The sequence below is a fragment of the Thalassospira sp. UBA1131 genome (assembly GCF_002311515.1).
GTDB lineage: Bacteria > Pseudomonadota > Alphaproteobacteria > Rhodospirillales > Thalassospiraceae > Thalassospira.
Genome location: NZ_DCAO01000021.1, coordinates 28,188 through 51,775, shown reverse-complemented (window position 1 = coordinate 51,775; position 23,588 = coordinate 28,188). Strand labels below are relative to the sequence as shown.

Sequence of the window (23,588 nt, the reverse complement as noted above, 5' to 3'; positions counted from 1 at the left end):
AAATGAAATAAGCCCTGCATCAGGGATGCAGGGCTTATTTAATTGGTAGCCGAGGAGGGACTAGCAGAGTTCCGAAAAACCCTTTGTTTTCAATGCACAGGTGCCCCACGAAACACCATAATGCGCCCATTATATATCAATGGGTTACAAACAGGGTGCCCCACGAATTGCAGTGCATATTGATTGAATTCTGGCCCGATGATAAAAGAACATACCGGGAACAATTCAGGCAAAAAATATATGGGTCATGATTGGGATGGCTACATCAGCATCCTTGAGGCCGCACGGATGAATGATCATTGCCGGATCTATTGCGCGAACCATCGTTGCGACCATGACGGGCGGCTTGAATTTGCTCCGCTGATCGATCGGCATGGACCGCATATCGGGCTGGGCACGATCCTGCGCAAGCTGCGCTGCGCCAGGTGCGGGTCGCTGGGCGCGTTCCCGATCATGGAACCGGGCACCAAAGTCACGCCGGCCAATCCGATCTATTGTGCCATCCACACCGACCAGCCCCACCCTTGCGACCGCGAAGGGGCCTGCAAGGATGGGTGCCGGTTGATGGGCTAGGAACGAGGCCGCGATATAGCGGCGTGCATCGCAGCGTCTTTGCTTTTACTGCCGGAGCTTGAACCGAAATAGTATGCAATCACCCCGGCAAAGGCAGTGCCGAGTGACCCAAGCATCACCAGCAATGCATCACGCCCGGTTTCCGGCAAAGCATGGGTCACCATGAAAGACAGGATACCAAAGAACCCGACAGTGATGGCGATGGCAAGCAGCCGCGGCGTCCAGGTATCACCGGTTTTGACTTCACGGTTTCGCGCGCTGTCACGGTCCTGTTGGTGAATGCGCTCGATATCGATATCAAGCTTTCTCATCTGGACCTTGAAGTCCTGTTCCGCCTTTTTCAGGGCAAGCAACTGATCAGGCGATGCCGACTGCACAGCAGCGGCGATCTGATCTTCGGTGGCGTCTTCATCACCCAGCAGGGCACCGGCAATCGTGCGGGTGGCAAGACCGCCAAGCGGCCCACCGATGGCGGTGCCCAGCACCGGCGCAACCGTCTTGACGATCGATTTCCAATCGAAGTCCATCACGCACCCCCGATATAGCGTTCATAGTTCTCGACAAATTCCTGCCGCGTGCCTTTGCCATGAACGGTGTTGTAGTACCGCTTCCAATAGGCCGCCATGCCATGCACGTCATCGGCCTTGGGCAGTGGTTCGGCGCGGCGCAGGTAATGCACCCGGCACATCAGCGCCGCATAGGCGAGATTGACGGTCAGGTTTTCGGCCTTGTCGATTGCCCCGATCAACCAGGCATCAATCGAGCCGCGCAGGTCATCACGATATGACAGGTAATTGTCATAGATATCGTCAAGCGTGTCCGGCTCCATCTGAAAGATGCCGCGCGCCGGGCCGCCCTTGAGCTGGACAACAAACTTGCCGCAGGCACTTTCCTGCGCGGCAGTACCAAGCACAAGGTTTTCCGCCGCCTGCGACCAGAGGCCGGTGGCGGTCAGCACGGGCCGTATGACATCAAGGCGCAACTGTGATGCATCAATCATCGGATCCACCCCATAACCAGCGCCACCCAAACCATGACATAGCCAACGATGGCCCCGATGATGGTCAGCGCGATGACAAGCCACATGGCCGGACCGGCCAGCATGGCGATGCCGCCAAACAGCGCCCCGCCGATCGCCATGGCGATGATGTGAAGGATGATCATCATTTCACCGTCTCCCTCACCACATCTGTGATGCGCTTTTCCATTTGCGTCGCGTCATCTTTGGTGAACATTTTCTCAAGCATCCGGCGCTCAAGCCCATGGTGGTCCCGGCGCAATTCGTTATGCGCATCCCACTGCTTGGCCCGGCTTTGCGTTGAATCGGCCCGATCATCCGCCTGTCGCTTAAGCACCCAACCGACAATCAAAAGAAAGGTTCCGCCCATTCCGCCGATCACCCAGTAAAACGTCGCTGCGTCCATCTGATCACCCCTATCGGCTGGACATTTCGGAAATTTATGGTCAGGCCGCCGGCCCCTTGAGTTTATCTTCAAGGTCTTCCCAAGCCTCGCCAGAGGCAACAAGGCAACTTGGCCCGCCCGGATAGGTAAACAGGATGGTCCATGTTTGCCCGTCGGGCGCTTTAAGCACCTCGATCACGCCGCCATTGCGGGTCACCCCGACCGCAACCGGTTCCTCGGCATATTTGGCCGACAGGCTATCGATCACCTTGGACCGGTCGCCGCACACCGGGCTTGCGCGCGCGGAGATGAGGGGCGACAGCGATAAAAAAAAGGACCGCTGCCAGTGCGATCCCGTAACAAAGCTTGATTTTGCGCATGACCCTATTCCCCCTCCGGTTCCGGTGGCGGTGACCAGTATTGATCGTCCTGATAATCCGCCGGAATCGGGTCCATCGCGATCAGGGCAAAGTAATATTGCCAGATCGCCTGACGACTGGCGGCACCCGTGTTGAAGATGTCCATCCATTCAGTGGGCGACACCGACACCGGCCCGGTGTTGGTGACGATGTTGATCGCCGTGGCATCGGAAAGCGCAAGCCGCGCCTGCGCGATCGGCATCACTTCCATCATCCAGGCCGCCATGTCCTTTTCATCGGTGCCGATGGTATGGACACCGCGACCATCCCCGAAATCATAATCGAATGATGCGGCGGCAAGACGGCGGTCGCGCTCGGTTTCGACTTCCGAAACAGTGACCGTCGCACCGCCCGCAACAACCTCCCAACCTTCACCGCGCCAGAAGCAACCTTGTGTATCGCGGTTATATCCCGGCGCAGCAACGCCCGCGCTCAACATCCAAGGCGCAGGATCGTCAGAGATAATGTGCTCTCCCGTATGCGGACTATAAAGATCATTCATTTTAGCGCGCCTCTTGCCCAAGGTTCACGTGGTCACCCGCGGCCCGAACCGAAATAGACCAGATCGAGAGAGACAACGCATTGCTAAAGTCCACACAGCGGGACCCGGAAAACGAGCCACTGCCACGGTTTCCGCCGAGAAGGATTTCACCAGAACCTGCGAAGATACTACCACGCCCGACGCCGGACCAAGCTGAACCTCCGACGCTGTCGATCGGCCCGCCAATGACGTATTGATGCCCGGTTGCCTGCTCAAGCCCGATCCGACTTGTATATCCCGCTTGCCGCGCTGTCGCGGTGATTGTAGATGATGCGCCTCCAAGGCTTTGGCCTTCTGTCACACCAAAAGCGAACGACATGAATTCCTCATATCTCGGCAAACGCAGTCCGAAGGACGACACAAGCTCGTTTGCCTCAAATGTTGCAAGCCGCGAATATTTTGTTGATCCGTTACCGCCCCACGCAGACGGGATATATGGCAGAACAGTGCCGCTGGCGACATTGGTGTTGTACCCAGACGGTCCGTTGGCATCAGGATCGTCTGACATAAAATAGATCGCCACCCACATCTTCATGGTCGGGTCGAAGACCATGCCACGCTGTTCACCTGCGCACTTGAATGTGGCATCCCAGATCGAAAATGCGTTGATTCCCTTGACTTTATCGACATCTGCCTGTGTCCACCCGAACGACCCGCCCGCTGATGTCACAGCAGATGTGTTAAACCCACCACCCGCAACGGTTTCTGTTGGCCCGACAAGACCATAATGATACCCACCGACCTTCACCGCACCAGCCTGCGGCGCAGCAAGATCCCCCGTCGCCGCAGGACTTGCGAAGGAATCGGCAACAGCTTCGAGCGATCCGTCAGTTTTCAGCCAAATAGAATAGTCGGCGCCAGAAGAATGCGTCGGCATTGTAACGGCAGTATCAGTCGACCATTCATGAACCGTTCCGCCCGCCGCGATGCGCGTCCCTGCCTTGATCGAAATCGTTTGCGCAGCAGTCTTTGTGAAAGCGGGGGTGGTAATGTCCGCTTTCTGGAAAATGCTGTAACGGGCCAACCCGCCAATACCAGTCAAACCGGAACCATCACCATCAGCCCGAAGCAATCCAGCCGAACCACCTGCGGCCACATCCTCAAGTCGCAAAAGGCGGCTTGCCACCGAACCATGATCGACCCACCCGGTATTCGCCGCATTGCGCTGATAAAGGCGGCCGTCACTGGTATTGACATAGGCCATATACGCATAGGTGGTTGATGGGGCAGTTGCGCCAGAATTCATCGTTGCAACGGCAAGCAGCGCGTCATTGAAATCACCCCGGACAACCGCGCCTGATCCATTGCCCACGACATAATCATGCTGTGCCATTTATGCCCCCACCCGCGCTTTGCGCTTGTCATATTCCGCGATCCAGCTTTCCGTCGCTGCTGGCAACGTCATGCCCTCAACATCACGCAGATGGCGGAACCCTTCGATGATCGCTGTTTCGGCTTCCACCTTTTCGGACTTGACCGGCTCAAACCGGCCAGCCTGCGGGTTCCAGCGGTAACGACCCGGTTTAAGGTCGCAATCACCGCCATCGACCCATTCCGGAATGCCATCAGTGACGGTCGCAACGCTGCCATCGGCAATGTCTTCGTAGCCCATAAGCACACCGGATCGATCCAGCCGCGCAACACGGATGGTTGATGCGGCCTGCGCCGCACCTTTGGTTTTCTTTGCCATGTTGGAAATCCTGTTTAAGCCAGTTGTTCTGCGGTCACCCGCATGTCACTGACCCGGATGTTGTAGGATTGGTTTGACACCGTCAAAACCGCCTTCAAATCAGCGCCGCGACAAAACACCTCGGCACTGTCAAGACGCTGCCACTCCGACCAGGTCGGCGACACATTCGGGTCATCATCGGTGGTCCGCACCCAGATGGTGCAATCACCTTCGCCGGACGCTTCTCCATCGAAATCCGGCCTATCATCGATCAACCCCGGCCAGTCGTCGATCAGATCGACAACATTGACGACCTCGACCGTGACAGACGCAGTTAGGCGCATGCGGCGCTTGGTGCCGAAATCAAGCCCCGATCCCCAGTCATATTCACCACTGGTCAGAACGCCGCCATAGGCATCGATCGATGACACCGCATCAAAATCAATGATGTCATCGACCAGCCCGGCCCCTTGCAGGGTCAGGTGACCGTCATCATTGACAATCGTGCCATCATGGGTGCCGTCATAGGCCGCACTTTCAACAACCGTGTCATAGGTCGAATATTCAAGAACCGTCGCACCATCGGTGGTAACAACCGCAGGATCGGACACGGTGTTGACCGCATCCACGAATTGCACCAGATACGAACCAGCCTTGAGCGGCAACACAGCCATGGTATCGCCGCCAGGAACATCATCCCCGATCGATGTTGACGTTGCCAGTGTCGCACCCGAAAGCGCCTGGCAATGGCGGAACCGGACAACCCCACCCTGCGTAACATCCAGATCAGGAGACCGGTTCCAGCGAAGGAACACAAATCCACCCGATACCGAAATCGTCACGCCGGTTGGCGTGGCAGGTTTATCGCCAAGGCCCTGAATTTCCTTACGCACGGTGACGTAATCGGACCCAGGACCAACCACGCTGACCGCCTTGACGCGCCAGTCATAAATACCTGTGGCCACATCAAACAGTTCAAGGAACGGGCGACCCTTCACACGCGGATAGACCGTCCATTCGAGTTCACCGAGCAAACGGCTTTCGAACTGGTAATCGGTGACAAAGCCGTCATCGGCCTCGCCCGATTGCAAAACCACCTTGACCTTGATCCCGCCACCATCGCGGGTCGAATATTTGGTTTCGGTAACATCAAGGCCGTCTGGCGGCTCGACATCACTCGGCGATGGCAGCGTGCTTGCCGCGGATACCGCGACAATCTTTTCATCCGCCGTGGTCCAGTCATAACCCTCTGCGCTGGTTTCGCGCAGGGTCATGTCGATGCCAAGCCGGATCACATCGCCATCATCACGCGGCGCGAAACGCCAGGCGACAATTTCAAACGGCTTGTCATCAAAGCCATAAGCCGCACGGGTGAAGCCGACAACGTCACCAACCCGCACCGCCATGGCCTTGAGGTTGCATTGCAGATCAAGTTCAATCTGCTGACGATTTCGGAACAAGGCCTGCTTTTGCAACCGCTGCCCGCAGGACGCCGTTGGCGTGAACAGGTATTCCCGATCATCAACGATTTCCTTGCCCTGATCCTCGGCAATAAAGACCTCGGATTTCAGGACCGGCAGATCAGTCGGCTGAAACAGACTGCTTTCCGCCGCGTAAACACCGCGCAAGGTGTTGAACAGATCACGCTTTGACTGGCGCGTGCGCATGCGGATCGGCCCATCAAGCCAGCTTTCATCAACCGTATATTCCGGCGTGCGATAATATCCGGCATGGACAGCCCATTCCCCGCCCGTGCGCGTGGCAATGCCTGCGCCGGGATTAAGCAACTCTCGCAGGTTGTCACCAACAGGATTGCCGGTATCGACCACACCCGCCACGACATAGCGTTTTTCAGTTCCGCCGGCGGCAAGGTCGACATCCTCGTCACAGACATTGGCCGAGGCAATCAGATCATCCTCATTGATCGCGGCAAAACTCGCTCCGATGCCGTCTTCCATCGCGACATAATCGGCAACCACCAGCGCCCAGTTGTCGGTGTAGCCCGTTGTTTCGGTGCGCGGGTCATAGATATCTTTCTTGCCCTTGACCAGCGCCTTGATCTGCGGAATGCCGGACGGGTAAATATCCTGATCCCATGTCAATTCGCAATAAAGCTTGGCACAGCCTTTCTGTTTGTGATCAACCGTCCACTGGCTGTTACGTGCCCGCATGGCCGCCAAAAGATCGGCGTCCCCATCATCGGTACCATCGCCTTTCCAAAAACGCGCATAACCGGCATATTTGCCGATGGCATCGCCTGTTCCCGGTCCTTCGAACACCTTGGTATCGCCAAACCAGATATCACCGATTTCCTCGACCGGGTGCCCGGTGATGGTGATCAACCATTGCAGCTTTTTCTTGCCATCGGTGACATTCATAAACGTCACCGGGCCGGATGCCGCCGTTTGACCATAGATAATCGGGCGCGTTGCGATCGACTGGCGCACCATCTGCGTGCGATCAGAAAGCCGCGATCCGATACTGAGATCAGGTGTCTTGGGTTTGGTGCTGAAAAACGAAGCACCGGCAAAGCTGATAGCGCCTCCAACGACAGCCCCGGCAATGGACCCAAGAATTCCGCCCAAAACCGAACTTGTCGCGCTGCTGGCCACAGCCGCAACAATCGCAACAGCAGCCTGTGGCATACTTAGACCCTCCAGGCACGCAGGCCCGATTTTATCGACAGGAAGACAAGACCATGCTCGCCCTGCACCGCCCATTTCGGGCCGGTGCAGATGGCAAGCGCCTCGCCAAGTTCTGTATCCACCAGACCAACATCACCGCGCCGCGCTGTCAGGCGCGGCACTTCCAGCCACCCAAGATCACCCGTGATCTTTTCAACCGTCTCGACAAGGCCACCACCGGCAAACCGCTTAAGCGCGGCATAGGCACCGCGTTTGGCTTTGTAGTTGCCGCGAAACGATGCTGCCGGATCGATGCCGGTAATCGCCAAAAGCCCATCACATACGGTCAGGCAACAGTCAGATTCACCCCACGAAAAAGGCCGCCCGAAGGCGGCCTTTTGCCAGTCTGCAAATCTGCTCTCCCACTTCGGCAATCGCGTCATGACATCACCATCAACCGATCTGACCCCAGGTGATTTCGGCTTCCTGCAATCCGTTCACAAACTCGAACCCCTTATCATCAGGGTAGACCGACTTTTGATCTTCGTCGGTCATGCGCCGCACCTTGGCGCGTTCCAGATCGACCATGTCACTTTCAACCGTGACCGATATCGTAACAGTTTCACCGCTATCATCCACCGTTGGAACGTCTGTTCTCCCGGTGAAAACCGGGTACGGATCCCCGATCAGCACACCGTTATCGGCAAGCGCGCCAAGAAACAATTCACCCGGCAAACCTTGGCGCATCTGTGAAATGCTGGTCGCCAACAATTCGGTCGGGATGCCCGACATGGTGAAGACAAGGCCGTTTGCCTGCACATCCTCGGTTTCTTCAACCTCGGAAATGCCGATAAATTCTCCGCCGCCCAGCCATTCGAACCCGCCCCATGTGATCTGACCATAGCCCGTCCACATTCGGACATCGCCCGCCGCAGTGCCGATCCGCCCGAACAAAACCGGGCTGATCTGGCTCCCCATCATGTGATTAAGCAAATCAGGATCAATTGGGCGGCTCATGTCAGGTGTTCCATGCAATTAAGCGTGACTGTCATATGACCAAGACGATCAATGTCATGCTGCGGAATGCCATCGGGCAGCCAGAAAAGCGATGTCGGATTGGCAAGCTCGACCGGCGATCCGTTTGCGGGCGAACTGACCACACGCGGCCAGATGTCCAGCGTGGCATTGCCAGAACCGTCGCTATCGACATCTTTCAGAACCTTGTGCAACCGCATCACCGAACCACTGGTCAGGCCGATGCGATCCCCCGCCTTGAGGATGCCGGTCGTTGATGCCGTCCAACCGCTTGTCACCAGCACCCCGCCGATCTGACTGGCACCGGAAACAACCGGAGAACCGGTCGCCACACCCTGCGGCCCGAAATTGTCCGGATCGCCCATCTTGAAAAACCCCTCCGCACCGTTAAGCGACAGAAGGAACGCTATCCACTCCCCGACAACTGCACGCGACCGGATCGGCGGCAGGGTGATATCAGCCTGCCATACCTGACCCTGGTTGCGTTGCGTTTGCCGTTGCTGCGTGAACGGCGAGACAGCGACCGCAACACTCGACATCGGACGCCACCGGATCGCCTGCACGCCCGGACTGGCAGGCAATGTCAGCGGATAAGTAATCGTCATATCCGTGCATTCCCCTTGCGACGTTGCAGGCTGCGCACCTCGGCAACCGACCCATCAACCGCCGTCTTGACGATTGCCCGGAACTCCGCAGGCGACATTGTCGAATTGCGCGCATCAATGGTGATATTCGGCGCATAGGTGAACGATTCCCCGCCGCCAGCCGAAAGGCTTGAATTCGGCAGGATCGTTCCCGACACCGACGGGATGAATGGCTCTGGGCCCTTTTCCCCGACGAGGTATGCTTTGCCCGCCGTAACCGGCCCGCCATTTGCACGCGCACCCGAAAGGTTCAGAATACCGGCCCCCGACGCGCTGCTCGCATATTGCCCATATCCGGCACTGGCAGAAACACCGCCACCGAACAGCGAACCGAAAATACCGCCGAAGTCGATACCACCGAAAAGACCACCAACCGCATTCTCAAGCGGCTTGGTCACAGCCATGCGCATGATGATCCGCGCGATATCCTTTTCGAGTGATTTCAGGACATCGCCCAGCTTTTCACCCGAAAGGATCGCATCCTCAAACCCGGTCGAAATCACATTGCCAAAGTCCCGTGCAAACTGACGGGCATCGCGCGCGGCCTCTGCTGCTTGATCCTCTGCCGTTTTCAGCCGTTCGTTGGCGTCGATCAGGTCTTCGATCTGCTGGCGCTGCTGCTCTGAAAGCTCGATCCCGCCTTCGCGGGCGGTTGCCTCGGCCTCCAGGATCGCCCGCAGTTTTTCACGCTCTACCCCTTGAACCTGCAGCAACCGGTTTTCAAGCTTAAGTGCCTCGATACTCTGATCAATATCGGCACGCGCCTCTATCTGCGCGTCAGCCGCCGAAGTCATATCCTTGATCGCTTTTTTCGTATCGTAGTACGATCCGGCCAACTCACGGATAACCGCAGCCTGACTGTGATTGCCGTCAATGCCCGCTTGCTGCAATGCGTTGTAGATTGCTTGTTCGCGGGCAGTTCTGCCAAGCTGATCTTCTTGGAACTTCAGATTTTCGATGACTCGTTTGATCTGGTCCGCAGCCTTGTCGGAACCACCGCCGCCACCAGTCCCGCCAGAACCGGAACCACCGGAAACCGGAACATCACCGTTAAGCTGGGCAAGCACATCTCGCAGCTCTTCAAGGCGCTTTTTCTGCGCTTCGATTTTCCTGTCAAGGTCACTGGTCAGATCAAGTTTCGGGTCGAATGGCGACTGGATCGGCGCTTCTGCCGCCATCTGCTCAGCAACTTCATTAACCTTGCGCTGGGCCTCCAGTTGCTCAAGTGTTGCCTGTGCCGCCGAAATACGCGCCTGCGCTTCCTGCCTTGCAGCACCTGCCGCCTCTGATGACAGCTTTGTCCCATCACCAAGCGCGACGTTAAGACGCTCCATAGCAAGTTTGTGATCTTCGGCGGCTTGCTCTGCCTGACTCTGGCGTGTCGAAAGAAGGTAAACCGCACCCGACAGAACAGTGATCGCAGCACCTACCGGGCCGCCAAGGAACGCCATGGCGACACCAGCCCCGCGGGCTGCAACACCAAGTGAAAGCATACCCGCAGCCGCTACGCGTGACGCGTTTGCCACTTGCGGCAAAGCCGCCTGCATTCGCAGGAACGATATTGTCGCCATCGCAGCAGATGCACCGGCAGCACCCATGCTGGTTACAAGCGGCGCCAAGAAACGGCCAGCAGCAGCGGCACCGACCAAAGCCAGCACATCCGCCACGCCCTCAAGGTTATCCGTCAAACCAACAACAGCGCCACTTGCAATCTCAAGCGCGCCTGCCATCACATCAATGCCGCCGCTTTCGCCGATGGTCACATACAGATCATCAACCGCATCCTTGAGGTTCGAGAACCGGCCAGACAGGTTGTCCATCTTTTCGGACATCGCCCCGCCAAAGTTATTGCGGGCAAGGTCTTGCAGATAGCGTTCGATCTCTGCGGCATTCTTGCCGATGGTCGTGGTCAGGCCACGGAACGTGAACGCAACGTTTTCACCTTCGGAGCTGGCCTTGATGCCAAATTCCTTAAGGCGTTCAAACTCGCCCGTGGTCGCATCGGCAACCGCCTGGATAAAGTCATCTAGCGACTTGCCATTGAACGAACTGGCGATATCGCCATAGGCCCGAAGCGCCTCCATCGACGGGTCAAGGCCAAGGTTTTTCAGGCTGATGAATGCCTGCGTGACCTCGGATAGCTGAAACGGCGTTTCCTTGGCAAACACACGCAACCCGGCAAAAGCCTGATCGGCTGCCGTAGCAGACCCCGTCGCCACCTTGAGCGATGTCTGCAAGTCCTGAAACTGCGCATTGACCTGGGCAATCCCGGTGGCGATTTCCGCCACACCAAGGCTGACACCAAGCCCCGCCAGAATGCCGATGGTTGCCTGTGCACTGCGCCCGATGCGCGAAAGCGCACTGGAGGACGACAGCGCCGCACGGTTTACCCGTTTGTCAAAGTTGTTAACGATCCCTTCGCCCTTGCGCAGCTCATTGCGCATTTGCTGGGTGTTGGCTTCGATCCGTACCAGAAGATCCGCAACAGTCGCCATCGAAGCACCCCAACAAAAAAGGGTGCCCGAACCGACACCCTATTTACCCATTTTTCTGACCACGGCATCCTGAAACGCCTTGAACCCGTTGCGCTGGCGTTTGGCTGCTGCGGCCTCTGGATGGGCGGACTCAAACCAGCCATCAAAGGCAATCATCATTTCATGCGGGGTTGATCGCCAGAACCGGTCTTCTGACCACCCCATGCGCCCGCAAGCCAACGCCGCCATCCGCCGGAACGGGTAGCCCGTTCCGGCATCGGCTCCCCCGCGTCATCATCCTTGGCCCGGTCTTCCTCGTCGGAATCCCGCCCCCCGGTAAGGCCAAAGACAACGAACTTGCCAACCGCTTGATAATATTCAACCGCCCCGCCAGCATCGAGGATCCACTGCCCGACCTGATCACGGTCAACATCCTCACCCGCCGCCCGAAGGCCGCAGGTCAGAATGATCGCCATATCGGTCAGGCTGACAGTCAGCGACACCGCATTGGCCGTAAGCTGCTGCAACGCCTTGCCGGTTTCGGTTTCGATTTCCGAAAGCGCGGTAAAGCTGGGGCGCAACACACGCTGCGCCCCACCAATATCAATCGCGATTTCGCCGCGATATTCGTTGGCCGTCATCATGCATACCCGGTGACATATACCGGGCGGGCAGACGGCGACAGGGTGAAGTCATACGGGTTCGGATCGTCCTTGCCGCCACCACCGGACTGACCGGAAATCGAGAACGGCGCGTAGTAGCTGTCAAGGTACGAGTTGATCACCAGGCGGCAATTGACATCCGTGCCGTTGTCGATGGCATCCGAAAGCTTTTTCCAGTTGCCATGCTCACCATCGGTGGTGAATTCGATCTTGCCACCTGCCGTGACCGACATGGTGACCGTACCGGCACCCTGCGGCGACCAGTTGCCACTGTTCTTGTCTCCAAAGTCAATCTGACTGGCGGACTTCTCATAGGTCGTGTTGTCCTGCCCAAGCAGCAGGGAGTAATTCTCGACCGTGATGGTGACACTTTCGCCCGCTGCCTCGGTGACAAGGGTCACGTCCTGGCGGGTATCGGGATCAACCGGGGCCTTAAGCGTAAGCGAACCCGCCGCCGCCGTGGTGACGATTGCGGTGAAATCCGGGTTGTCGGCAAAGCCGGTCACGGTGATCTGCGACCCCTGCTTGATGCCGCCATCAATGAAACCGTCACCGGAATCCGACATGGTAATCGTGCTGCCGGAAACCGACAGGCCATAGGTGATCGCCGCCGACAGGGCCGCACCGCCGCCACCAACATAAAGCAAACAATGCTTTGCTGTTTCTTTCGTCATCACTTGGTTCCTTGTTAATGCCGCCACCAAAAAAGGCCGCTTATGCGGCCTTGTCTGCGCCTATCCGATACCGCGCAACCCCATGGGTCAGGCGGTCATCGACATCCGGTAATGTTTCCGAAAATTCAAACCGGCATGAAATCGCATCCATGCCATCAATGGTCAGATCGGCGTCATGCAAAACGCCATAAATCTCGCCAAGCAGTTGCTTGGCCTCGCGCCGCCCGTCCGATGCATCCGACCAGACATGCAAGTTAACCGTCACACCAAAGCCAAGACTGGTCTTGGTATCTTCTGGCACCTGCGTATCATCGCCGATCACCACATAGGGCATCTGTGCTTTGCTGGGCACATTGTCATGCACCTCGCATTCCAATGCCGCATCCAGCACAGAAAACAGCGCCTTTTGCACCGGCCACGAAGCATCCATAACGCCTACCTGCTTTTATAAAATGCCAACCGATCCAGCGTGTTGTTGATCGCCTTGGCGATCCGCTTGGTGATATCCGCCCGGTTCATTTCCCATGCCGGGAACAGGAACGGATGGGCGCGTTGCCGCGACGTGCCAAGTTCTTCGAACGCCGCACGCCAACCAGCTTGCCGCCAAAGCCGCTTCCATTTTGAACTGAAACCGATCTGGGCTGACATCTTGTCACGTCCCAACTTGTGACTGATCGATGCCGCCAAATCGCCGCTATCCTTATGCACCAACCGCTTGGCGTCATATTCGATCAACTCGGCAGCTTCGCGCACTTCGTCGCGAACCTCTTGCGAAACTTCATCGGGCAACCGCCGCAACAGCCGGCGGAAATTGTTCACCCCGCGCAGCCCAGATCCCCGACGGCTCATACCCAACCCCCAAAACAAAAGGGCCGCCAGAAGGCAGCCCTTTAATCCATTTAAATATGCCTGTGTGGCCTATTTATTTTTGCTTGCCACCTTGGACCAGATCAAAAACCGACTGTCCCTCTACCTGCCGGTCAAGACGGTCTTTTAGCGGGCCCCACCCGCCCTTGGCCAGCCATGCGTTGATGGCTTCGCGCGGGAACAGTTTGCGTCCATAGACATCGCGATGGATGGTGAAATGCGGGCTGCTTTCACAGAACCGCGTCAACGCGTTGCTGACCGCCTGAATGAAGCCGCGCGGACGTTTTTTCACACCATTCTCGATCGCGACTTGCAAAGCCGGAACAGAAGTAACCGCCCCGACCTGTGGATTGCGCGACAGATGATGTTCGATCATCTGCGGCATCATCTGCTTGGTGAATTCCGTCATGGCTTCTACGACCATTTCTTTCACCATATCGCGGATGGCATCCATCTGAACGCCATCCTTGCGAACCGCCGCCCCGTGCGTCCAGTAATCATGCAGCGCAATCGCTGATTCTTCCTGATACAGAACAATGCGCTGGCGCTTTTCCGAATCATTGATCTTGTTCGGATTGATAGACGCCAACCACAAGGGCAACTTTCGAACCGGCATGGCAAGCATTTGATAACACTTACCATCTCGACCAGTTGTGGCGATATGACCACAACTGAATTTCGCGGACTGATCCGCCAGCTTCTTACGCTGGCTCGACCAATCAAGGCCCATTCCCTCAACAACCGACCGCATAGCAACATACGGCTGGCCATTGTGTTCGAAGGTAACAAGACGACTTCCATGAAAATCCAGAACGACAAGATCATTGCCGCCCGGATTGTCATTGATCGGATTGAACTTACGTGCTGCTGACATAGCAAACACTCCATTGATGTTGAAACAACCCCCGTTGTGTCACATCCCCAAATCCCGAAGCGCCAGCAGATCGGCCCTCAGGCTGTTGACCTGCGTGACAAGCAGGTCAGTCCCCTTCTCGCTCATGCCGCTGATACCGGGGTTAACCCAATCCAGCAGCACATCCATTTTCGCCTTGAACTCGCCCACATCACGCGGACGCACGGTCAAAAGCTGATCCTCCAGCCATTCGATCAAATGACTGTTGTGGTCGGCGTCACCCGCCTGACTTAATTTTTGGTAAGTCCCGATATAGTCCGTGACCGTCACCGGTACTGAAATCGTGCTGTCCGACATGATTAAATTGCCTCACTACGCATCAGGTGGTATTTTAAGTATCACTTGATACGTAAATGGTCAATTAAAAATCATATGGTACAAAAATGATCACTGGATCGCAGATACGAGCAGCCCGCGCCATCATCAAAATCACCGCACAACAACTTGCCGAACTCGCAGAAGTAGGACTTATGACTGTTCGACGGGCAGAATCCTTTGACGACACCGTGCCTAACATCAACAAACCCAATCTCTCTGCCATCCAAACAGCGCTGGAAAGCAAAGGCGTAATATTCATTTCCGAGAACGGCGAAGGCGCTGGCGTCCGTCTGCGAAAATCCTGAAATATTTGACTCCCATCATATGACAGACGTAGCATTCCACCCCTGATTGCAACGGGGTGAGAAATGCCAGTAAACAAAATCTTCCACGCCAAGAACGCGCCGCCCATTCCGGGCACATGGCCGCCAATTCATGATGAACCGGAAGAAGCCATTACCTTCGCGCCCGCCAGCAACCCGGATGCCGAACTTGATATCGGCGACATCTCCTTTGCCATCGAATATTGCGACAGCCGAAACCGCATCACCATGCGCCGTATTACGGTTCACCGATGCGATACAGAGCCAACGGCCTATCGCATTCATGCTCATTGTCACGAGCGCAAGAAGTACCGATCATTCCTTAGCACCGGCATTCTGTCGGTCATTGATGTTGACGGCGTGACCTATCACCCGGTCGCGTTCTTTCGCAACGAACTCTCGACCGATGTAGACCCGAACCGCTTTCCGCCCAGCGACTTCACACCGGGCGCTGAAAAACGCGCCCCGGCTGGCCAGTTCGCCAAGCAGAAATTCCGCCATCAAATGCGGCTGCTTTCAACGCTATCGCGCAGCGACGGATTCATGCATCCAGCCGAACTTGATTTCATGCTCGATCACGTCGCCAAAGGCTGTATTGACCTTGGACGCCCGATGATGGACGCGGACACCGCAGCGATTACCGCCTACCTGAAACGCCTCCACCCTACTGAAAGCCAGATCAACGACGCCTTTGACGCCATTTGGGACCTTGACCTGCAACAGCGGCGGCAATTCCTTGATGCCTGCCACGAACTGATCAAAGCTGATGGCGTCCTGAAACCCGAAGAACTCGAACTGTTCCAAAGCTTCGAAGACGAATTCGGTTAAGGCGTCACCTTCTCGGCCATGATGGTCATGAAGGCGGCGTTTGTTTCACTCGGTGCGGATCGGATCCGCAACACATCCCCGTTGCTGCGCACGATCCGATCGGCTTCATTGACATCGGTCCGGCGATACAGCCCGATTTCATACATGGTGCTGCTGCCAACCTGTGCGGCGCGCACCTGTTCATTGCCCGACATCGGCTTGACCTTGGCCCAGCTTTTCGCACCAAGCTGCGCCCAAGCCTCCACCGACCCGCCCCCGGCATTCTGGGTATAACTGCCCCGCTCAAACGTGATCAGCTCATTCATTTCACCGGGCTGCATCAGAACCGCCAGATTTCAACTCGATATTCGCACCGGACACCCACGCACCAAGGCGAAGGATAACCAGACCGACCTTGAACCGCCAAAGACCGGTAACGCGAATCTCAAGCGTAATGTTTTCGCGTGCGACCTTGCAGACATTGATATCTGAAATCGTAGCCATCAAAACCTCCACACCCTCGAAGACCCGACCAAGGCGTCAAATGTCTTTGGGATATCATTGACGATGTTGCCGACATTAACCGGCGTGCGCGAGATATACCAATGTGACACAAGGAACAATACCGCCTGCTTGATCCGTTCTGGCACTGCCTCTGGCGCGCCATAGCCTGCGACAAAGACGACCTCGACAGCTTGGCGTTGATTACGCACCGACGGCCAGCATTTGCCGAACGCCGGGACAATAAGGCCGGGTTCCTTGTTCGAAATCACCTGATATTCACTGCTGGCAAGCGTCTGCTGATCGCCAGCGGTATCAATGTATTTAACCGAACTGACAGACTGCAAAGGCGGCAATGGGATTTCAATCTGATCTGGAAACCGCCAATCAATCGTTCCTGTCCATGTCTGCGTCACAACTGCGCGCCCAAGGATGCCCTCGCGCCCGTCCAGGTAGCTGGTCGCAGCGGAAACCAGCCCTTCGATATAATCGTCGTCATCGGTGAAGCCGTCGACAACCCGCAACTGTTTCTTGGCTTCGCCCAGCGTTACCACCGGCGATTCCGGTGCGGTCGTTAGAACGACATCCATCATGACACCCGATTATTTGTTGGTGGCGGCTTTCACAGGCTTTGCCTTGGCCGCCTTGGAACGGATGAACTCTTTCGCAAGGTCATCGCTTACGGTGTATTCCTTGCCTTTTTCGTAATCGCGTACCGTATGTCCGCGATCTGCACCCGTCGCATCTTTCAGCATGACGATGGTTTTCATCGGTCTCTCCAGACAAAGAAGCCAGGGCGCTAAGCACCCTGGCCTATTAATCAGATCAATCCAGTTTTATCAGGCGACCGGGCGCTGATGCGCGCGGGTCTTGACCACCGGAATTGACATCGGGGTCGCAGTACCGTGGGTGCCGCTAAAGTCCGGAAGCACTTTGACATAGCGCTTGCCGCCGATGTAACCGACCTTTGTGGAAGTTGCCGCCGCATGGGCAGCGGTCAGCGAGTGGACAATACCGCCACTGGCAACCGTGACACCGACAACATCGTCATCGGTTACCGCGGTATAAGTTGCGTCATCGTCCGAATGGGTCATGACGAATTCGATCTTGTTGGTGCCAGAGAAGGTGATGCCACCGACGCCAACATTGATCAGGAAGGAAGCAGAATCAAAACCGATCAGATCAACCGCAGGCGGGGTCGGGTCGGCATCAAGTGCAGCAGGCGCAATGGCAAAGTCGACGCCCATGTTGCTGATATCGTCGCGTTTCATCGCATAGAATCCTTTTGCTTATGCGGATGGGAAAACGGGCTGGCGCACCAGCCCGTCAACTGGATCAGGAACCGAAGCGAAGGAACTTGAGCGCCTCGAAATCAGAAGCCCCACCACCGACACGACGGGTCGAGTAGAACTTCACAAAACCTTTCTGCGTGAACGGATCGCGCAGTACGGTGATGCCTTTGCGATCAACGATCGTGTAGGCCTCGCGGAAATCACCAAAGGCCATCGACAGCGAATTCGCCGCAAGCACCGGCATGTCTTCGCCTTCAACAACCGGGTAGCCCAGCAGAAGACCACCCTGGCGCAGGGTAAAATCAGGCTGCCAAAGGTAATTGCCGTCGCCATCCTTGAGCTTGCGAACGTCGGCGACAGTTTTGCGGCACATCAGCCAGTTCGCGTTGTTCCGGTAGGATGCCTTGAGCGCAAACACCAGTTCGACAAGCTTGTCGCCTGGATCAGACGCCGCGAACGCACCGGACTGACCGGTATTGATATGCTCGAACTTTTCCCATGCGCGGGTAGCGTCTGCCGTGGCAACGGTATCGTAGTCAAGAATGCCGCGCGGCTTTTCCGCACCATCACCGGTGATGAAGGCCGCGTTTTCGACGCGTGCGAACTTGTCAGCAACCTTCTCGGCAAGCCAAGCCTCGATGTCGAACATACTGTCATCAAGGATTTTCTGAGTTGCCTTCGGCTCGGCATACATTTCGTTGGTCGGGATCGACCACTTGCCAAAGCCCGGCGTATCAGTTTCGGTACGAGCGCCCTTTTCAGACACCCAGCCCGCGCTTGCTTCGTCGCGGTCGGTGAAGCCTTCAAGGCTATCGGTGCCGATCGTCACGACATTGGCAAGCTGGCGCATCGGGGTCGTTTCATAGACCTTCTTGATGATGCGTCCAGACATATCAGGCGTCACGGTGTAACCGCCATCCGGATCAGACCCGACAGACAGTGCCGCCTTGACATCATTCGGCGTGCTCGAACCACGGCGCATATAGGTGTTCAAGCCGTCCTTGTAGGCGCGATAATCCTCAACCGGGATATCCTGCCCACGTTCGCGCGAGAACGCCTTGACCGCGGCGGCCTCTTCATCGGCTGCAGCAGAACCAGACATCTGCATTGCCGCCTGCGACGTTGCGATTTCATTGAGCTTCGCCTGCAGGTCGGTGATCGATGCGTTGATTTTGTCGACCTTTTCATTGGTCACGACATCGGCAGACCCTTTGGCCTCGATCTGCGCAAGGCGATCATCGTTGGCCTTTTTGAAGTCTTCGAACGCCGCTTTGATTTCGCCGACCAGTTTGGACGGGTCGGTTGCATCTGCGCGCACGGCTACAATCCCGCGCGACGGCTGGGCAATCATACGATTCATCGCTGTGATCCTTTTTCAGCGTGGTGAAATGGTATTTTTGAGATCCGCCAATGCGGCGGCCAGATCGCCAGCGCGCGGCGTGGCGGGTGGGGCAGCGTCCTGCGTACCCCGAATTTTGCTAAGAACAGAACGGCGCTTGGAGCGCGGCATGCCCTGTTTTGCCAAGGCAATGTCGGCACTGCGAATGGCTGCGCGCGCGTTGCCTTCATCAGCATCCGGATCGTTGGTCACGTCATCTGCTGCAATGAAACCGTCGGCAAATCCATGCTCAATCGCGTTTTCGCCGGAAAGCCATGTTTCATCGTCCATGAACTTTGCGGCCTCTGCCGGATCGATTTCAGCGCGGGCGGCGTAAAGCTCTGCCATTTGCGCATCGAATTTTTCAAGCGTCTCTGACACCGACAAAAAGTCATGCCGGTTGCCAACGGCGATCGACCACGCATTGTGGATCATCATGAACCCGGCGCGGGCGATATTGACCTCGTCACCGGCCATCGCAATCACCGAAGCGGCGGATGCAGCAAGACCGACAACATTGACTGTGACCTTGTGCGGATGCGCGCGCAGCAGGTTATAGATCGCGATCCCTTCGAAGAAATCACCGCCAGGCGAGTTGATCGATACCGTCACATCACCAGCAGACCGCAAAGCCTCGGCGACAGAGGCCGCCGTGATGCCACCACCCGACCAGATATCTTCGCCGATGATGTCATACATTTCGATCTGACCATCACCAGCAGCGGCAGAGACGGAACGAACCGCAGCGTTCCAACGCTCCAGAGCATCGGACGGCGCGTCAAACTCGACGCCGTCAATCTTGAATGCGTTGATCTTCGGAAGCTTGCGAATTGTCATCGCCTGTGTCCTCGTTCTGATTTCCGGCTGTGTTCGGCGGGTCGTAGTAGATGTCACCGCCATCACGCGGGTTCATGTCCTCTTTCTCGCGAACCTCGTTCGGGCTCATCCAGCCCCACTGCAAGGCGGACTGGTAGAATTCCTTGCGCGCCTTGGTATCGCCGCGCAGAAGACCTTGCGGGAAGAACTTGAAATCAACCGTTTCCCATTCTTCGGGCGGCAACAGATCGCGCTTGATCGCTTGCTCCCAGATTGAGAACCAGTCCGACAGGGTATAAGTCACAAAGCCAATGCCTTGTGCCTCGATCCCGGATCCCCAAGATGTCTGCTTGTCCGTTGCCCCGATCATGTGAGGCGGAACACCAAAGAACATCGCGATGTCGTATCGCTGAAAGTCCCGTGTTTCGAGGAACTGTGCATCTTGTGCAGACAGAACCACCGACGCGATGTCCATTCCTTCCTCAAGGATCAGCCATTCGCCTGTTTTCTTTGCGCCTGACTTTTCATCAAGGCTTGATTTCAGACGGTCATACGCCTTGTCACTGAGCTGGCCAGGGTGCTTGTAAGCGCCACCTGCCAGAACACCGTTCTTGAACATCGAAGCCCCGGCGGTTTCTGTCTGGATAGACAGCCCCAATGCCTCGCGCATGTTGGACAGGACAGACATGCCGTGAACGCCATCAAGTGACATTCCGCGCAGATGAAACACGTCCTTCTGTTGCAACGTGATGAATGAGCCATCCGGTCGCGTGTACCGATAGCGCATCGTCATATCGTCGTTTTGCTCTGCCCGCGTGCGGTCAGGATGCATCGGCAGAAGCGCGATGACATCCTTGCCTGATCGGACAATGCGCGAATAGGCATTGCCGCGCATCAGGACATGCCCTTGCATCAAACGCTTGTATTCTGCCGGGGTCTGCCATTGGTTCGGCTTGACTGTCAGCACACGGCGCAACGGATGACCAACCGCCGGTCGGCGCACCGTTTCGCTTTCGCGTCTGATGATGTCGGTTGGCATGCTGGCAATCGTGCCCGCGATGATGTTGACACACCGCCACGCCGCAGCAACACGCATGGCACGCGCATCGGTGATAGCAACACCCGACGCGGTATCCATCCCGCCACCAATGCGGATGAACTCCTTAAGGTCTTCACCAGACATATTTGACAGGTCAAAGGTCTGTGATCGCGCCCCGGACGCACCACCACGCCCCAGACCGCGCACAAATTTCATCAACCCCATGCCTGCCACCCTCAAAGTGTTCGCACACCGCGCTCTTCGTAGACGCTCGGCCCGTCTTCCTCAGCCAAAATCATCCGGCCAATCGCCATCAACATTGCGACCACACCATCGATCTTGCGCATATCCTTGCGCGTGTCGGGTTTGATCGGCTTTTTGTTTTCGGCGTCATCCTGTTTGACCGACGTGTTGCTGATCATCCAGTCCATGACAGAATTGCCGTCATGGGCGATGCCCTGATCAAGCACCAGGCGCTCAAGCTCGCGGCACGGGGCCGCCATGCCATAGAACCCCTGACCGCAGGAAACGCAGGTCAACCCGGCATCCTCAAGATGCTGGATGATCTGGCCCGCGAACATGCGGTCATAGCAGACCTCGGCAATCTCGAATTCGTCACTGAGCCCCGAAAGACCAAGTTCCTCTTTGCCGATCAGGAAAGCCTCAATCGCGTCATAGTCCGTTGCCGAACCATCCGTTTCACGAATAAGGCCTTGGGCAAGCCACACATCGTATGGCACAGCCTTGTCATCGGCCCGCTTTTCAATCGTGCCCTTTGGCACCCAGAAGAACGGCAAAATCTTGACCGGCTCCCCGACCTCAACCGGTGGGAAGACCAGCACGGCGGCGGTGATGTCGCTAACCGATGAAAGGTCAAGCCCGACATAGCACTTGCGAGCGCGCATGCTTTCGCGATCGATCACAACCTCGCAGCCGCGCCATTTCTCGATATCAAGCCAGATTTCCGCCGTCTGGCTCCACACATTCAGGCGAAGGCGCTTGAACCCCGAAAGAGATGACGGGTTGTTCTTGGCCTCGATCGATACCTTGCGCATCGCCTCGGGCAGGACCGAAACCCCATAGTTCGGGTTGGCCTTTTCCCAGGACACCTCGGAAAACGGATCATCACCATCATCGATCGAACAGATGAAACCGAACCAGGTATCATCTTCAAACACGCCATTAAGCACGTTGACGGTGTAATCATGATGCTGCCGGCAGATCGAATAAGGGTTGGTCCCTGCCGTCGTGATTTCCACATGCAACGGCTGGCGACGTGCGCCCATGCCGGTTTTAAGCACCTCGATCAACTGCCCGTCCGGGTGGGCGTGAACTTCATCAACCAGATTGCAATGGCTGTTCAGGCCATCAAGTTTCTTGGCATCCGCCGAAATGTATTTCAGTTCCGAAAAGCTTTTCGGATGTTCCATGTGCCGCGCCATCCGCTTGACGCGGCGGCGCAGCGCCGGGCTGGTCGCGACCATGCGATCAGCTTCCTGAAAGATGATCTTGGCCTGATCGGCCTTGGTCGCAGCGGTGTAAACCTCCGCACCCGGTTCATCATCGGCCATCAGCATGTAAAGCCCGATCGGGGCCAGCCATGTTGACTTGCCGTTCTTGCGCGGCACCTCGACATAGACGTATGTAAACCGGCGGGTCAGCGTTTCTGCTGTCAGCCAGCCAAAGATGACCGATGTGCAAAACGCCTGCCAATCGGCAAGCACAAAAGGTTGGCCGCCCCACTGCCCCTTTGAATGGCGCAGGTAGCCAAAGAACTGCATCGCGTGATCCGCACGCGGGATCGAAAACACCAAGCCGCGTTCCGCGCCATGCACCAGATCATCAAGCTGGCGCTGGCATGCGGCGATGCGTTTCTTGCAGGCTGGCTTTTTGCCTTCGACAATGTCCAGCGCATAGATCGTGCTGACATGCCCAAGGATCGCCTCGGGCACTTTCTTTGCCAGATCCTTTCGGGTGACCGGGCGATGCTTCTTAGGTGCCCCTGCCTTGTGCGAAGTCGTCGAAGTCATCGAACAAATCACCCTGACCTGCCGCCGACGCCAGGGACCGCGAAGCAGATGGCGTCATGCCAAATTCAGCAGTCAGGCGCAGAAAGGTCCGGCGGGTTTCATTGAACTGTGCAACCTCCGGGCGGGTCTTCATCTGATTACCGTTACGGCCTTCAACCTCATAGGTTTCGCCGTAAACCTCTGTGCGCTGCCGTCCGTTGGCATCGGTGATTTTCACCTTGCTGCGAAACAGCGCACGGTATTCATTCATCTTCGCGACACAGTGGCAAAGCTCCACCACCGGCAGAACAAACAACGGATCAAGCCGATGCTTTTCAGCCAGTACCGGCGCGACCGCATCCCACACCGCTGCGACATCTTTTGGCAGGCCGCGCGGCTTAAGATCGCGCGCCATTTCCTTTGCGTCCTGCGTCTGCGTTCCGGGTTGCTTCCCGTCCTGCGTCAGCCGAACGACATTGCTTGGCAGATCAGGTTTACGTCCCCGTGCCATGGCTTCACTCCATCAATTCGGGAAACGCCTTCTGCCCTTGTCCTTCTGGACCAAGGGTTTCCCCAGATGGGTTTTTCCTTTTCAATTTCCCGTGCG

General features: G+C 56.7%; 32 protein-coding genes. 3 read left to right on the top strand and 29 right to left on the bottom strand.

The window, feature by feature from the left end:
• Positions 1-240: 240 nt before the first annotated feature.
• On the top strand, positions 241-573 hold the full coding sequence (locus B3Z49_RS03305) for a hypothetical protein (protein ID WP_296988220.1): 333 nt from the start codon (positions 241-243) through the stop codon (positions 571-573).
• Here B3Z49_RS03305 and B3Z49_RS03300 read toward each other — a convergent pair.
• The 19 genes from B3Z49_RS03300 to B3Z49_RS03210 form a co-directional block, all read right to left on the bottom strand.
• The gene (locus B3Z49_RS03300; protein WP_296988219.1) at positions 570-1,100 is read right to left on the bottom strand and encodes a hypothetical protein; all 531 of its coding nucleotides are present in this window, start codon (positions 1,098-1,100) and stop codon (positions 570-572) included. The genes B3Z49_RS03305 and B3Z49_RS03300 overlap by 4 nt on opposite strands.
• Entirely contained in the window at positions 1,100-1,573 is a 474-nt protein-coding gene (locus B3Z49_RS03295; RefSeq protein WP_296988218.1) for a hypothetical protein, read from the bottom strand. Before B3Z49_RS03295 ends, B3Z49_RS03300 begins: the two co-directional genes overlap by 1 nt.
• Positions 1,570-1,740 (bottom strand): hypothetical protein, encoded by a 171-nt coding sequence (locus B3Z49_RS03290; protein WP_296988217.1) that lies wholly within the window; start codon positions 1,738-1,740, stop codon positions 1,570-1,572. The genes B3Z49_RS03295 and B3Z49_RS03290 overlap by 4 nt, the downstream gene beginning before the upstream one ends.
• Positions 1,737-1,997, bottom strand: coding sequence for a hypothetical protein (locus tag B3Z49_RS03285; protein WP_296988216.1), 261 nt, complete (start codon positions 1,995-1,997; stop codon positions 1,737-1,739). The genes B3Z49_RS03290 and B3Z49_RS03285 overlap by 4 nt, the downstream gene beginning before the upstream one ends.
• Before the next feature lie 40 nt (positions 1,998-2,037).
• Complete coding sequence (locus B3Z49_RS03280) at positions 2,038-2,244, bottom strand: hypothetical protein (RefSeq protein ID WP_296988214.1); 207 nt, start codon at positions 2,242-2,244, stop codon at positions 2,038-2,040.
• Between the two features lie 116 nt (positions 2,245-2,360).
• Positions 2,361-2,897: a hypothetical protein gene (locus B3Z49_RS03275; RefSeq protein ID WP_296988213.1), complete on the bottom strand. Its 537-nt coding sequence runs from the start codon at positions 2,895-2,897 to the stop codon at positions 2,361-2,363.
• A 1-nt stretch (position 2,898) separates the two neighbouring features.
• Positions 2,899-4,269: a hypothetical protein gene (locus B3Z49_RS03270; RefSeq protein WP_296988211.1), complete on the bottom strand. Its 1,371-nt coding sequence runs from the start codon at positions 4,267-4,269 to the stop codon at positions 2,899-2,901.
• Entirely contained in the window at positions 4,270-4,626 is a 357-nt protein-coding gene (locus B3Z49_RS03265) for a hypothetical protein (protein WP_296988209.1), read from the bottom strand. It lies immediately after the preceding gene.
• A 14-nt stretch (positions 4,627-4,640) separates the two neighbouring features.
• Positions 4,641-7,250 carry a hypothetical protein gene (locus tag B3Z49_RS03260; protein WP_296988208.1) on the bottom strand — a complete coding sequence of 870 codons (2,610 nt, stop codon included), beginning with the start codon at positions 7,248-7,250 and terminating at the stop codon, positions 4,641-4,643.
• 2 nt (positions 7,251-7,252) lie between these two features.
• Entirely contained in the window at positions 7,253-7,672 is a 420-nt protein-coding gene (locus B3Z49_RS03255) for a DUF6950 family protein (protein WP_296988207.1), read from the bottom strand.
• Positions 7,673-7,682: 10 nt separating this feature from the next.
• Positions 7,683-8,246, bottom strand: coding sequence for a hypothetical protein (locus B3Z49_RS03250; RefSeq protein ID WP_296988205.1), 564 nt, complete (start codon positions 8,244-8,246; stop codon positions 7,683-7,685).
• On the bottom strand, positions 8,243-8,869 hold the full coding sequence (locus tag B3Z49_RS03245; RefSeq protein WP_296988204.1) for a hypothetical protein: 627 nt from the start codon (positions 8,867-8,869) through the stop codon (positions 8,243-8,245). Before B3Z49_RS03245 ends, B3Z49_RS03250 begins: the two co-directional genes overlap by 4 nt.
• Positions 8,866-11,403 (bottom strand): tape measure protein, encoded by a 2,538-nt coding sequence (locus B3Z49_RS03240; protein ID WP_296988202.1) that lies wholly within the window; start codon positions 11,401-11,403, stop codon positions 8,866-8,868. Before B3Z49_RS03240 ends, B3Z49_RS03245 begins: the two co-directional genes overlap by 4 nt.
• 155 nt (positions 11,404-11,558) lie before the next feature.
• Complete coding sequence (locus B3Z49_RS03235) at positions 11,559-12,026, bottom strand: gene transfer agent family protein (protein WP_296988201.1); 468 nt, start codon at positions 12,024-12,026, stop codon at positions 11,559-11,561.
• Positions 12,023-12,718: a hypothetical protein gene (locus B3Z49_RS03230; protein ID WP_296988200.1), complete on the bottom strand. Its 696-nt coding sequence runs from the start codon at positions 12,716-12,718 to the stop codon at positions 12,023-12,025. Before B3Z49_RS03230 ends, B3Z49_RS03235 begins: the two co-directional genes overlap by 4 nt.
• Before the next feature lie 40 nt (positions 12,719-12,758).
• Positions 12,759-13,148, bottom strand: coding sequence for a DUF3168 domain-containing protein (locus B3Z49_RS03225; RefSeq protein WP_296988198.1), 390 nt, complete (start codon positions 13,146-13,148; stop codon positions 12,759-12,761).
• 5 nt (positions 13,149-13,153) lie between these two features.
• Entirely contained in the window at positions 13,154-13,567 is a 414-nt protein-coding gene (locus B3Z49_RS03220) for an HK97-gp10 family putative phage morphogenesis protein (RefSeq protein WP_296988196.1), read from the bottom strand.
• A gap of 73 nt (positions 13,568-13,640) precedes the next feature.
• A complete protein-coding gene (locus tag B3Z49_RS03215) occupies positions 13,641-14,459 on the bottom strand; it encodes a phage antirepressor N-terminal domain-containing protein (RefSeq protein ID WP_296988195.1) in 819 nt (272 codons plus the stop codon).
• Positions 14,460-14,498: 39 nt separating this feature from the next.
• The gene (locus tag B3Z49_RS03210; protein ID WP_296988193.1) at positions 14,499-14,795 is read right to left on the bottom strand and encodes a hypothetical protein; all 297 of its coding nucleotides are present in this window, start codon (positions 14,793-14,795) and stop codon (positions 14,499-14,501) included.
• 86 nt (positions 14,796-14,881) lie between these two features.
• On the opposite strand from B3Z49_RS03210, the gene B3Z49_RS03205 reads away from it, so the two are divergent.
• A complete protein-coding gene (locus B3Z49_RS03205; protein ID WP_296988191.1) occupies positions 14,882-15,121 on the top strand; it encodes an XRE family transcriptional regulator in 240 nt (79 codons plus the stop codon).
• Between the two features lie 63 nt (positions 15,122-15,184).
• Positions 15,185-15,967, top strand: coding sequence for a hypothetical protein (locus B3Z49_RS03200; RefSeq protein ID WP_296988189.1), 783 nt, complete (start codon positions 15,185-15,187; stop codon positions 15,965-15,967).
• Here B3Z49_RS03200 and B3Z49_RS03195 read toward each other — a convergent pair.
• From B3Z49_RS03195 to B3Z49_RS03150, 10 genes are all read right to left on the bottom strand, one after another.
• The gene (locus B3Z49_RS03195; protein ID WP_296988188.1) at positions 15,964-16,287 is read right to left on the bottom strand and encodes a phage head closure protein; all 324 of its coding nucleotides are present in this window, start codon (positions 16,285-16,287) and stop codon (positions 15,964-15,966) included. The two genes, B3Z49_RS03200 and B3Z49_RS03195, sit on opposite strands and share 4 nt — an antisense overlap.
• Positions 16,274-16,450 carry a hypothetical protein gene (locus B3Z49_RS03190; protein WP_296988187.1) on the bottom strand — a complete coding sequence of 59 codons (177 nt, stop codon included), beginning with the start codon at positions 16,448-16,450 and terminating at the stop codon, positions 16,274-16,276. The genes B3Z49_RS03195 and B3Z49_RS03190 overlap by 14 nt, the downstream gene beginning before the upstream one ends.
• A complete protein-coding gene (locus B3Z49_RS03185; RefSeq protein ID WP_296988186.1) occupies positions 16,450-17,040 on the bottom strand; it encodes a head-tail connector protein in 591 nt (196 codons plus the stop codon). Before B3Z49_RS03185 ends, B3Z49_RS03190 begins: the two co-directional genes overlap by 1 nt.
• Before the next feature lie 9 nt (positions 17,041-17,049).
• On the bottom strand, positions 17,050-17,217 hold the full coding sequence (locus B3Z49_RS03180; RefSeq protein WP_296988185.1) for a hypothetical protein: 168 nt from the start codon (positions 17,215-17,217) through the stop codon (positions 17,050-17,052).
• Between the two features lie 69 nt (positions 17,218-17,286).
• Positions 17,287-17,718: a hypothetical protein gene (locus B3Z49_RS03175; RefSeq protein WP_296988184.1), complete on the bottom strand. Its 432-nt coding sequence runs from the start codon at positions 17,716-17,718 to the stop codon at positions 17,287-17,289.
• Between the two features lie 64 nt (positions 17,719-17,782).
• Positions 17,783-19,099 (bottom strand): phage major capsid protein, encoded by a 1,317-nt coding sequence (locus B3Z49_RS03170; protein ID WP_296988183.1) that lies wholly within the window; start codon positions 19,097-19,099, stop codon positions 17,783-17,785.
• A gap of 15 nt (positions 19,100-19,114) precedes the next feature.
• Positions 19,115-19,954: a head maturation protease, ClpP-related gene (locus B3Z49_RS03165; protein ID WP_296988182.1), complete on the bottom strand. Its 840-nt coding sequence runs from the start codon at positions 19,952-19,954 to the stop codon at positions 19,115-19,117.
• Positions 19,911-21,197, bottom strand: coding sequence for a phage portal protein (locus tag B3Z49_RS03160; protein ID WP_296988181.1), 1,287 nt, complete (start codon positions 21,195-21,197; stop codon positions 19,911-19,913). Before B3Z49_RS03160 ends, B3Z49_RS03165 begins: the two co-directional genes overlap by 44 nt.
• An 11-nt stretch (positions 21,198-21,208) precedes the next feature.
• A complete protein-coding gene (locus B3Z49_RS03155) occupies positions 21,209-23,002 on the bottom strand; it encodes a terminase large subunit (RefSeq protein ID WP_296988180.1) in 1,794 nt (597 codons plus the stop codon).
• A complete protein-coding gene (locus B3Z49_RS03150; RefSeq protein ID WP_296988179.1) occupies positions 22,965-23,492 on the bottom strand; it encodes a P27 family phage terminase small subunit in 528 nt (175 codons plus the stop codon). The genes B3Z49_RS03155 and B3Z49_RS03150 overlap by 38 nt, the downstream gene beginning before the upstream one ends.
• Positions 23,493-23,588 lie beyond the last annotated feature (96 nt).